General features: G+C 30.6%; 14 protein-coding genes. 1 reads left to right on the forward strand and 13 read right to left on the reverse strand.

Features of this window, described 5'->3' with window-relative positions; translation table 11 throughout:
* Window positions 1–162: 162 nt before the first annotated feature.
* A complete protein-coding gene (locus tag CLOCEL_RS12565) occupies window positions 163–501 on the reverse strand; it encodes an arsenate reductase family protein (protein WP_010075470.1) in 339 nt (112 codons plus the stop codon).
* A 285-nt stretch (window positions 502–786) separates the two neighbouring features.
* Here CLOCEL_RS12565 and CLOCEL_RS12570 point away from each other — a divergent pair, with 285 nt between their 5' ends.
* Entirely contained in the window at window positions 787–1,218 is a 432-nt protein-coding gene (locus CLOCEL_RS12570) for a GNAT family N-acetyltransferase (RefSeq protein ID WP_010075471.1), read from the forward strand.
* Window positions 1,219–1,437: 219 nt separating this feature from the next.
* Here the strand turns inward: CLOCEL_RS12570 and CLOCEL_RS12575 are convergent, their stop codons facing one another.
* The 12 genes from CLOCEL_RS12575 to CLOCEL_RS12625 all read right to left on the reverse strand — a co-directional run bounded on the left by CLOCEL_RS12575 (window position 1,438) and on the right by CLOCEL_RS12625 (window position 11,577).
* Window positions 1,438–2,655, reverse strand: coding sequence for an IS256 family transposase (locus CLOCEL_RS12575; protein WP_010077600.1), 1,218 nt, complete (start codon window positions 2,653–2,655; stop codon window positions 1,438–1,440).
* 312 nt (window positions 2,656–2,967) lie between these two features.
* The gene (locus tag CLOCEL_RS23250; protein WP_010075472.1) at window positions 2,968–3,120 is read right to left on the reverse strand and encodes a hypothetical protein; all 153 of its coding nucleotides are present in this window, start codon (window positions 3,118–3,120) and stop codon (window positions 2,968–2,970) included.
* Between the two features lie 83 nt (window positions 3,121–3,203).
* A complete protein-coding gene (locus CLOCEL_RS12580; protein WP_010075473.1) occupies window positions 3,204–3,650 on the reverse strand; it encodes a GNAT family N-acetyltransferase in 447 nt (148 codons plus the stop codon).
* A gap of 115 nt (window positions 3,651–3,765) precedes the next feature.
* Entirely contained in the window at window positions 3,766–4,446 is a 681-nt protein-coding gene (locus tag CLOCEL_RS12585) for a DUF5680 domain-containing protein (RefSeq protein ID WP_010075474.1), read from the reverse strand.
* 105 nt (window positions 4,447–4,551) lie between these two features.
* Window positions 4,552–5,598, reverse strand: coding sequence for a S66 family peptidase (locus CLOCEL_RS12590; protein ID WP_010075475.1), 1,047 nt, complete (start codon window positions 5,596–5,598; stop codon window positions 4,552–4,554).
* 61 nt (window positions 5,599–5,659) lie between these two features.
* Window positions 5,660–6,157: a hypothetical protein gene (locus CLOCEL_RS12595; RefSeq protein ID WP_242655160.1), complete on the reverse strand. Its 498-nt coding sequence runs from the start codon at window positions 6,155–6,157 to the stop codon at window positions 5,660–5,662.
* Between the two features lie 359 nt (window positions 6,158–6,516).
* The gene (tnpA, locus tag CLOCEL_RS12600) at window positions 6,517–6,990 is read right to left on the reverse strand and encodes an IS200/IS605 family transposase (protein WP_013291772.1); all 474 of its coding nucleotides are present in this window, start codon (window positions 6,988–6,990) and stop codon (window positions 6,517–6,519) included.
* Between the two features lie 189 nt (window positions 6,991–7,179).
* Window positions 7,180–8,088 carry a helix-turn-helix transcriptional regulator gene (locus tag CLOCEL_RS12605; RefSeq protein WP_013291773.1) on the reverse strand — a complete coding sequence of 303 codons (909 nt, stop codon included), beginning with the start codon at window positions 8,086–8,088 and terminating at the stop codon, window positions 7,180–7,182.
* Between the two features lie 59 nt (window positions 8,089–8,147).
* Window positions 8,148–8,711, reverse strand: a complete 564-nt coding sequence (locus CLOCEL_RS12610) for a hypothetical protein (RefSeq protein ID WP_010075478.1) — start codon at window positions 8,709–8,711, stop codon at window positions 8,148–8,150.
* Between the two features lie 264 nt (window positions 8,712–8,975).
* Window positions 8,976–9,719 carry a protein kinase family protein gene (locus CLOCEL_RS12615; protein WP_013291774.1) on the reverse strand — a complete coding sequence of 248 codons (744 nt, stop codon included), beginning with the start codon at window positions 9,717–9,719 and terminating at the stop codon, window positions 8,976–8,978.
* A gap of 4 nt (window positions 9,720–9,723) precedes the next feature.
* Window positions 9,724–10,125 carry a zinc ribbon domain-containing protein gene (locus tag CLOCEL_RS12620; RefSeq protein WP_010075480.1) on the reverse strand — a complete coding sequence of 134 codons (402 nt, stop codon included), beginning with the start codon at window positions 10,123–10,125 and terminating at the stop codon, window positions 9,724–9,726.
* 198 nt (window positions 10,126–10,323) lie between these two features.
* A complete protein-coding gene (locus tag CLOCEL_RS12625; RefSeq protein WP_010075481.1) occupies window positions 10,324–11,577 on the reverse strand; it encodes a 4Fe-4S dicluster domain-containing protein in 1,254 nt (417 codons plus the stop codon).
* Between the last annotated feature and the right edge of the window lie 234 nt (window positions 11,578–11,811).

Consider the following 11,811-nt stretch of genomic DNA (forward strand, 5'->3'; position numbering starts at 1 on the left):
TATACAAATAACATTGTAGCTTCATATTTCTCAATAACCTTTTTATATAAAACCTACTGAATTTTAAATTTAGTCAATTCTTACGAGATAGTTTATTATCACTTTTAACTATAACGTATGACTTCACTATAGTTATTTTTATAAATAACTAATATGATAATACTACTCCCAGTTTCCCCACACCTCAGGTTTGTAACCTAAAGTAGCTTCTTTACCATTCCTAACTATTGGGGTATTATATAGCTTTGGATTTTTAAGCAATAACTCTTCTTTTACACTGCTACTCCTAATGTTTTCTAACTTTAAAGTCTTATATTCTTTTGATTTAGCATTGATTAGCTCATTAATTGATATAGATGCTTTAACACTTTCTAGCTCTCTTTTACTTAAAGCTTTTTCGTTTAAATCAATAAATTGATATGATATTTTTCTTTCCTTGAAATATCTTTCTGCTTTTTTTGTATCAAAACACTTTTTAGTTCCAAATATTTGAATATTCATATAAACCTTAGGCTAAATATGCAAGTAATGCTACCAGCCCTTCCTCCTTTTATGATAACTTAAATTTATCTATCTCCAATACTAATTATTGTACATGAATACAATTAGTGATACAATAATATTGATCTTATTATGAAAGGAGCGATGTATTATGAAAAATAATAACTTATCATCGCTTCAGGACGTTCAAACTGTTTAATCATCAGATTGTAGTTTAACCTGAGGCTATAAAAACCATGTCTCGGGCATTTTTATGCCTAAAATTAAATTTAAAGGAGAATAAAAATGATAAAACTTCAACCTATAACCACTGATAACTTTTGGGAAACTATTAGCCTAGAGGTTCTCGATGATCAAAAAGAATTTGTTACTTCTAACGCAGTATCCATAGCACAATCAAAAATACAACCAGAGTGCATTCCTCTTGCAATATATGAAGAAGATATATTAGTAGGCTTTGTAATGTACTGTATAGATACTGATGATAGCGAATACTGGATTTATAGATTAATGATTGATAAAAATCATCAGAATAAAGGATACGGAAAAGCTGCACTAAACGATGTTATTGAAATAATAAAAAAAGATAAATCTCATAACAAAATTTTCTTAGGTGTCCATACTGAAAGTGAAGCAGCAGTAAAATTATATAAAAGTTCAGGCTTTGTTTTTAACGGACAAGTCTTTGGGAAAGAACATATTATGCAGTTAACCTAGAGCCTGTAAATTATTTCGTGTATTCTTATCTTCTTCTTGGAAATAACCATTAATTTATAGTCTTAGACAGGCTTGGATTTTTGTCTAAGTATGTATATTAGTGAAGAACAATTTATTTCCTTCATAGGTATATTATTAACATTTATTGCACATAATATACCTAAGGAAATTTACTAAAGGGACTTTAATCTTAGATTTAATTCTAGATTAAGGTTCTTTTTATGCCATTTTTTCAAACACTTCGCTAAATACTATTTTTAATTGATTGATTACTAAATCCCATTCACGATAATTTCTATTCCATTTTGTTGATATTTTTTGAACTGCTAAATATAGCATCTTTAATAAACTTTCATCATTAGGAAATATTAGCTTAGTCTTTGTTACTTTTCTAAATTGACTATTTAAGCTCTCTATTACATTTGTAGTATATATTATTTTTCTTATATTTTGAGGAAAGGCAAAGAATGTACTTAAATTATCCCAATTATCTTCCCAACTTTTTACTGCGTTTGGATACTTCTGAGACCATTTATCCTTTAAAGCTATCAAATATTCCATAGCTACTTCCTCATTAACGGCACCATATATATACTTCAGATCTGCAACAAAAGCCTTTTTATCCTTATATGGTATATACTTCATACTAGAACGTATTTGGTGTATTATGCATCGTTGAATTCTAGCGAATGGAAATGTTGCGCCAATCGCATCCTTAAAGCCGTTTAGGCCGTCAACACAGAAGATTAGTACATCTTGTACGCCTCGATTCCTAAGGTCATTTAGAACAGAAAGCCAAAACTTACTACTCTCATTTGCACCAATCCATATTCCTAACACTTCTTTTTCGCCGTCCAGGCTTACGCCTATTACTACGTAAGCTGCTTTAAGTACAATCTGTTTCTCTTCTCTTACTTTATAGTGGATTGCATCCATAAAGACAAATGCATATGTGTTTTCTAAAGGTCTATTCTGCCATTCTGATACCATTGGCAATATCCTATTAGTTATATTTGACACTGTTTCTGCACTTATATCTACATCATATAAATTTTTAACCTGTTCAGATATATCTCTTGTTGTCATTCCCGAAGCATAAAGCGATAATACTTTATCTTCAATTCCATTTATGGTTCTTTGATGTTTTGGTACTATTTTAGGTTCAAAATCTCCATTTCTATCCCTTGGAATATTCAGTTCTATTGCACCTAATTCTGTTTTAACTTTCTTTTTTGAATAGCCATTTCTACTATTATCGCTTGCTTTTTCTGTTACATCATACTTACCATAACCTAATTCTTCATCCATTTCTGCTTCCAAAGCCTCTTGTAAAACATCTCTAAACATTCCTTTTATGGCATCTAATACTTCATTAGCATTAGTAAAGTTCTGCTCCTTTATAAATTCTCTCAATAATTCTTTCGACACATTTGACATAAAAAACAACTCCTTCTTGTAATATATTGTTATTTCAATTATTACCAAGAAGAAGTTGTTTTTATTCAGTTTACACAAAATTTTTTATACGGCCTTAACCTACTAAAGCTTTACTTGTTGTAAATAACATTGTTAGAAGTTTTTAATTATATGTTAATCAGCCTAAAAGCTTCTTCGGGTTCATAATAGACCAAAATGTTATTCTCATTATAAACTTATAATGAATAAGACCTTGTAATGTTATAAAAAATAAGACCATTGATAAAGTCTCTGTAAATGTAGACTTTACCAATGGTCTTTTGAATTCTTACACTATTTATCAAATAATCCTCTTCCATTTCCAATCTTAACACCCTTTGAGCTCTTGCCAATAACTTTTTGAGCCTTTGGAGAATTATTCCTATTCATGCCATTTTTCTTTTTCTCATCGATAAGTTTTTGCATCATCTCTAGTTTTTTATCCATTTTAAACCTCTTGCTTTTAACTTTATATACAATTTTCTTTATACATATGAAAAGATTATACCATATGTTTAAATTACACGGAATTATAACTTTTTAATAAAACCTGTTTTTATTCCTCTCTCAAAGCCAGCTTCTTCATAAAATCTTAGAGTCTCTTCTTTTTTAGATCCAGTCATTAACATTACCTTATAACAATTATTATCTTTAGCAATATCCACTGCCATACTTAATACTTTTTTACCATAGCCCTTTTTTCTATAATTTGAGTCAGTAACCACATTCTCAATTAATCCATAAGGCCTTAAATTACGAGTTAAGTTGTTTATAATTGTAATATTACAGGATGACACAATGTTACCTTCTACCTCAACAACTATATAATGATAACTTGGATTATTATATATAGCAGTCCAAGCCTCTTCTAATTTCTCACTAAGGCTTACATCAGGGTCTTCTGGTTGTAATTGTTTATATAGCATTAACAGCTGTTGAAGCTCATCATATCGAATCTTTCTAACAATCTCAGCCATTTGTCCTCTCCCTTTTTTATTATGATATTATCTAGAAATTAGCAGCCTGAATATCAACGTTACTTAAAAATAATTTTCAATATAATATTGAGGATTTCAATGGCATCATATACAATTACTTAACACTGCCACCATGAAAAAAACACTCATATATTTTATTGTTATTATAAAATATTTCTTCGTATCCTTGAAACCAATTGAATTCTCCATTTACTATACAATGATAAATGTAATCACCATTTGCATATACCATAGGACCACGATAAGGATAGTCTTTAGATACTAGAGATAATGCTGCCTTTAGAAAGCTACCAGAAAAACCCTCATCGATAATTCTACCAATATAATTCATCGACCAAACTGGCACATTATCTTTCCATAATGCTTCTTCTCCGACGAACTTCTCTCCGCCTAAATATGTATCGATATATTTTAAATTTCCCTCAGTATATTCTAAATCATGAGAATTAGGTCTTGAAGAAACAGTTTCAGAACCACTACCAGCATAAGTAACCTTTTTCGCTTTACACAGAAAACATATCATCTCATTATCTGCATAATCTTTATAAGTTTTTTCTTCATTAAAGCTACAATTCTCTTTACAGTCTTTAACTAATTTATCTATACTCACTTTATATAAATTGCTTATTTCAATTAATCTATCTAAATCAGGATAGGATTGTCCTGCCTCCCATTTTGCCACTGCTTGTCTTGATACTCCTATAGTTTCAGCAAACTCTTCTTGAGTTAATCCCTTCTCTTTCCTAAGAGCTTGTAATTTTTGTTGAAGACTCATTATTATCACCTCAACTTTAGTATATAAAAACATTAAATTAATAGCTATCAATTAAAGCTAACAATCTTGTCAACCAATAGTTGCAACTTTCTATTTCGCATAATACTACGAATTTTTAACTCCAGACTCTAAAATGCTAAACTTTTTCAAATTGCAATCTACTTCTGCCATTGCTCCATAAGGAATTATAAACATTGGTGCTGTATGTCCAAAATTCATATTATATAATATAGGCAAGTCTACCAACTTTAACTCGTCCCTTACAACCTTTAATATTACGTTTTTATATTCTTCATAATACTGTTCATCGTAAGGCTTTCCAAAAATTATTCCATTAACCTTTTGTAGCACACCCATTATCCCATAATTTCGTAACCAATATTCAACTTGAGTTGGCTCTGGCTTATCTTCTGAAGTCTCAAAAAATAATATGCTGTTTTCAAAGCTTTCAAGGCTAGGCCATAATTCAGTACCTTTCATCATTTCTAATACTTCTATGCACCCACCTAATAAATGACCTTGTACTATTCCTTTTCCTTGTAGTAATTCATATCCTCTATCATCATTATTTACATTTCTTTTAATATTTTTATTTTTCTCTTCCCAAGGTAAATATTCGCTAGTCCAAGTTTCAGATGGTTCTATAGTACCTAAAAAATCATCTTCAAATAAAGCTTTATTAACCCAGTCCTTTGTATACTTAAACATCTCAACATTTTCTGCAAATTCAGCTAAAATAGAAGGTCCATAAAAGCTTGATATTCCTGCTTTTAAACATATAAAATGTGTAATTGTTGTATCAGAATAACCTATGAAAATTTTAGGATTGTTTCTTATAACTTCATAGTCTATATATGGCAATATTCTGACACTTTCATTGCCGCCAATACAAGAAAAAATAGCTTTTATAGAAGGATCTTTGACGGCCATCATCAAATCTTCTGCTCGTTTTTCTGGATGATTATATATGTATTCTGTTCCACTAAGGGTATGAGGCATCTCTACTACTTCGAGTCCAAATTCCTCCTGAAGGCGCTTCTTACCAACTTCATATCTCCATAGAATATCAGAATCCCCTGCACCACCCCAAGATAAACTAATTGTTGCTACCTTATCACCTTTTTTTAATTTACCTGGCTTCTTTAAATCCATCTCCCAATCCCCCTTACTTGTATTTTTAACCATAAATTATCTAATAATAGATAACTACCTTTTATTTGACTTCTTCAACACCGACACAGATGTGAGTATTTTTTAAATAGGCTATTTTATATTTTTTTCCTGGTTTTATTCTTTCACCAAAAATATGTTTAGTTTCGTATACCTTAAAACCACTTATCAAAATAGTATTCCGCTGCTTATTTTTATCTACACGAACAACCGTACCCACAGTATATGAATACTCATCACTAATTAAATAAGGAATCTCTTTAACAGAAGGAACATATATATCCACAAAAACAAAGCATATTGCTAGAGTACATAATATGGAAACCATCATAGAGCCTATACTCCTTTTTAGAAACTGACTCTTTCTTATATTGCTAGATTGGCTAAAATAACTTATAGTACTATCATTATGAGCTCTATATAATCGTAAGTTATTTCTTGCTATTACTATCAACATGACTACCCCTAATACTCCTCCTATTAACATAAATGAGTTAAAGAATAAATCAAAAACAACCGAATATTTTAAATTAAATTTCAACTTAACACCTCTATCTTCAGATATGCAACTCTTTTGATGAACCTTAAATTTTAAAATTCTTAACTTATTTCTAAATCCTATTAATATCAAAATTTAGTTCTATCAATAAAAACTTTTACAAATATTTAGAATTTTCATCGAGAATCTCCCTAGCTTATGAAAGCTATTTACCATTGCATAAATTATTCTTAAGCCTAAAAAATAATATATAATTATATCACTATTTACAAAATAATCAGGACCACCCGTCAAACGGGTGGTTTGCTTTAGCCCTATAAGGGCATGTTACTGGCCGTGCTACTCGCACATTGAGCGGTTTGCCAACCGCATACCTTTACTGGCTGCACCTAAAAGGTGCTTTATTTTTTGCCTTTGTTTACTGATTCACCCGTAAACGGGTCAATAAATTCTTTCAAGCTCATTTGTTCATATGCTAAATCTTCCTGTATTTGATTCTTTATGTATTCTTCTATTATCTTTTTGTTTCTTCCAACTATATCAACGTAATAGCCTTTACACCAAAATTGCCTATTCCTATATTTATATTTCAAATTTGCATGTCTGTCAAAAATCATCAATGAACTCTTACCTTTCAAATACCCCATAAACTGAGAGACACTTAACTTCGGAGGTATACTTACAAGCATATGTATATGATCCTTACATGCATTTGCTTCAATAATTTCTACTCCTTTATGTTCACATAACTTTCTAAGTATTACCCCTATATCCGCTTTTATTTTTCCATATATGATTTGTCTCCTATACTTTGGTGCGAAGACTATGTGATATTTACAATTCCATTTACTATGTGCTAAACTACTATTATCCATTACGGATATACCTCCTTTGTACTTTTGGTTGTGGTCGGCAAACCTACTACCATTTTACATTGGAGGTATTCTTTTTTTCTACTCATCGCTAGAAGCTTTTTAGAACCACAGGTAAAACCTGTGGTATTCGTAAAACAAAAAAAACCAGCCATTATAAATAGGCTGGGAAAAGTAACATTATAAAAAGCTCTAAGAATTTATCAATTTTACAGGTCTTCCTTCTATATAACCCCTATAACCCATTGGTGCAAACTGAAATCTTGGTCCCTCTTCTTCTGCCCACTTAAAGCCGTAAATTTCAGGATTATAATTTTTTATAACAGTCCATACTTCATCTATTGCTTCTCCAAATTTTTCGTCATCATAAGGCTGTCCTTGGAATACCATCATCTTACACGGCTTTAATTCAATAATTTCAAACCCCTCTGGTACTTCTCCTTTATAATCCATAGGTACTTCTACCCCTTGGGTATATATAGATGTTCCAGTTGGTCTAAGATTTTCAGGCATCCACATACCGATCGGCTCATTTAAAGCTTCTTTTATGCTACATAATACTCCCCAAACATCACAACCTAATTCTTCGCAATAGGCAAAATACTCAGCTGCCTTTTCTGCTCTTTTTAAAATCACTTTTCTTGCAGGCTTATCGATTACTTGAACAAAAACAGTATTTACATTTGATTTTTCTTTCATCTTATTATCTCCTTTTTGAAGCATATTGTAGTAATCACGGATTGAACTCGGTATGAAAAGCTTTATAGGCGGAGTATTTTTACAATAATATCTAGGGGTAATTCCAAATTCCTTTGAGAATGCCCTAGTAAAACCTTCATGTGAATCAAAAACAAAATCAAAGGCTACATCAACAATTTTCACATCTTCATCTCGCATTCTAACTGCTGCTAATGAAAGCCTTAAAGATCTGATATACTCAAATGGTGTCTTTCCTAAAAGGTCTTTGAATATTCTAGCAGAATACCAAGGAGAATATCCAGCTGCTTGAGCAAGCATATATAATGTTATAGAATTTGAGATATTCTCTTCAATGTAATCTTGCATACGTTGTACCGCTTCAATTTTTTCATAACTTTCCATGTTACCACCTCTTGAGATAATATTATCATTCCTCATCATTTTCTTCTTGACTTCTATTGCTATCTTATGGCTCTCACAGGTCTTCCTTCTATATATCCCCTATATCCCATTGGTGCAAACTGAAATCTTGGTCCATCTTCTTCTGCCCATTTAAAACCATAAATTTCAGGGTTATAATTTTTTAAAAATCCCCACATTTCTTGTATCATATCCATGAATTTTTCATCTTCATAGGGTTGACTTTTAAATACCATCATTTTGCATGGCTTTAATTTTATAATTTCGAAGCCTTCTGGAATTTCACCTTCATAGTTTAAAGGAACCTCAACTCCTTGAACGTAAACTGAAGTGCCAGGGGTTCTAAGGTTTTCTGGTAACCACATACCCATAGGTTCAGATACAGCCTCCTTTATGCTAACTAAAATTCTCCAATTATCATATCCTACTTCCTTACAATACCAAAAGTATTCAGTTGCATCTTTGCCTCTTCTCAAAATCATTTTTCTCGCTGGCTTGTCTATTACTTCCATAGAAAATCTATTAAAATTTTTCTCTTCTTTCATCCTATCTTTTTTAATTTTATGAATAAGTTTTACTAATTGAAATTTTTCATAAAGTTTCATATTACCACCTCTTGAGATAATATCACTACCCTTTTATATTTTTGATCTACATTATTTCTGATACTTTGATTTTTTTGCTATAATATTGTAAATTTATTGTAGTTTTAGCATCAAAAATTACAAATCCATTTATTTTTATATAACTGCATCAATATTTCTACAAAAAATATACTTCACATATAATTATACAGATTATAACATTCAAAATCTATATAACTATAGTGAAGTATCTATTTCATAAAAGAATCTAGTTATTAAAAGAATCTAGTTATTAAAAGCTTTTATAAAGTCTAGCTCAATATCATTGATACTTTTATACCTTTCTTCAATTCCTAATAACCTTTTTATAAACAACTTTTGATCATTAGATATATTTAATTCATCATACCATGGTACATTTTTATACCTTGGAGTTTTTTTATCTTTAGTTTCAGAAGCTGAATAAAGTAAATATAATAAAAAATCGCCTAAGAAAGAATAATCTAAATCAAAGAAATATTTCTTGTTATCTCCCCATCTTGCTAATCCAAAATCGATGAGATAAACTTTTCCATCATTTATTAAAACATTTGGAGTTCTAATATCTCTATGGACAACACCGTTACTATGAATATATTCTATTATCTTTATCAATTGAATGCCTATACTAAAGAATTCTTCCTTAGAAAATTTATAGTTCTTTTTGAATAACAGTTCTTTTACAGTATTCCCCTGTTTATATTCTAAAACAAATCCATAAAAGCCTTTTTCATTTATAACTCCTAAAAGTTCTGGTATTCTTTCATCATTAAGATTAGATAATATAACAGCCTCACTTACATTTTCATCATTACTTTTTCTTCTATTTTTTTCGAAAATCCTAAGCTTAAACTTTTTTATAACAACCTTTTCTCCTGTTTCTGAAGTTGCCAAAAAACATTTTCCATAGCGTCCTTCACCAAGAGGTTTCTCAACAATATATTTACCTAACCTTCTATTTTTATATTTTATATTTGTAAATAATTTCATCAATTTAAGAATTTATTTTCTTTCCACAGTTAAGACAGAATTTTGCGTTTGCAGGTAACTTCTCACCACATTCCATACAAAATGCTGAACCTTGCACCTTCTCCCCACATTGTAGACAAAATTTTGAACCTGCTGGTATTTGTGAATTACATCTGTTACAAACAGTCATATTTTGTCTTTGTGCTGGTTCATTATGCACTGTATGAACTGTGTGTACTGTGTGCACAGGTTTAACAACATGATGGTGATGATGTCCAAATCCACTTGATGACCAACTTCTTGATGCAATAACCTCAAGTAAACTACCTAAAACACCTTTTTTTCTATAATGGTTACCACCATAATGACCATGTCTATAATGTCCACTTGATGAACCTGAAAAAAAACTACTTATCGAAAAACTCATATTAAATACCTCTTTTCTATAAATTAAACTTTAAAAATGATTACTATATTATAATTATATATATTCCAACAAAAAAGGTTCAAATATATCTTCATTTTCAATTATATTACTATAAATCAAAAATAATTAAAAGCTTTATTCTTTAACTCTGCACTGATGAACTATATACAATTATTACTTCCATAATAGGTACAAAACTTACTTATCAAACTTACTTATCAATTTATCTAAATACACTGATTTCAATTGTTTGCTTGCAAGTGCTCTTTTCATCGGTGGTAATCTAAGAATATTTGATAAAATTGTAGCCATTGCTCTGTGACTAGCCATAGCTTTATTATCAAAAATCAATTCTTGAAGCTGTCCTTTTTCTATTGCTTGTAAAACAATCCTATGAGTAGTATTTACAGGAGTTATTATCTCCTTGTCTCTCTTCTTAAGAATTATACTTTTCTTAGGACAATTTCTTACACAAACACCACAACCAAGACATATTTCTTCATCAACAGCAGCCTTCTTGTCCTTCATAGTAATAGCACCTATAGGGCAAGCCTTTGCACATTTACCACAGCCTACGCAACCATCTTTAATTACATTTGGGATAAAGCTTGTTGTTTGTATTGGATGAAGTGCTCCAAATTTTTTCACAGCTAGCATACCTTCACAACAACAACCACAACAATTACAAAGGAAAAGTGAACCCTGCCTTACATTTTCACCGCATTGAACTAAATTATGTTCATAGCAATTTTGAAGGATCTCTAAACCTTCTGCAGCTTCGATTGCTCTTCCATGTCCATGCTTACTTAAAGAATAGGCTGCATTCCCAAAGGTTAAGCACGTCTCCATTGGCGCATCACATTCTTCACCAAGATGTTGCATTTTATGTCGGCAAAAACACATGCTTACAGTGATAAATCTTGAATTTTTGATTACATTACTTGCTCTATCATAATCCATTATCTCTACTTGATTATCCTTTGATAAAACACTTTCTTGCACAAAAACCTTACCAAACCTTGTTTCTGTGCCTAAAAAAAGATCTTTTATAAAATCCTCTTCAACATTTAGATACTGAAAATATAATTCAGATAATACCTTTTGATCTAAATCGTTTCTAGTTCTCATTAAAGTAAACTCAAAGAATCCTATCATAGGTGGTGGTAAGACGTATTCCTTTTTACCATCATAATCAACATCAAGAATTAGCGCCCTACTGCTTAGCTTTTCAAGGATCTTTTCTGTCTGAACCATATCCATTTTCCAAATAGTGCTTGCAGTCTTCAAATTAAAAGGTTTAATGGGTAACATAGAAACAAGCCTAGCTTCCTCTTCACTAAATAACATGCTTAATATCTTATATAAAGTCTTTGACGGAGGCGCTCCTTGAGGAAACCTATTTATTCTTTCCTCTAAGCTCTTGTAAGCCTCTTTATTTGAAATATGAGACACAAATTCACAACCTTTTCTTTAGATTTATATTACCATTATTTACAGATTCACTATTATATACACCTATGGTAATACTATAAATAGTCTAAGTTTCAAATTTTAAGTTTCTTCTATTATAACATACTTATTAAGAAATTTTGAATCTCAGATATACAGAAAATAAGCCTATTTTAAGCATAAAGGTTGTTAAAAAGCTGCTAAACTAACAAAAGTGAAACTATTAATATTTGCACA

It is taken from the genome of Clostridium cellulovorans 743B, assembly GCF_000145275.1.
Lineage (GTDB): Bacteria > Bacillota > Clostridia > Clostridiales > Clostridiaceae > Clostridium_K > Clostridium_K cellulovorans.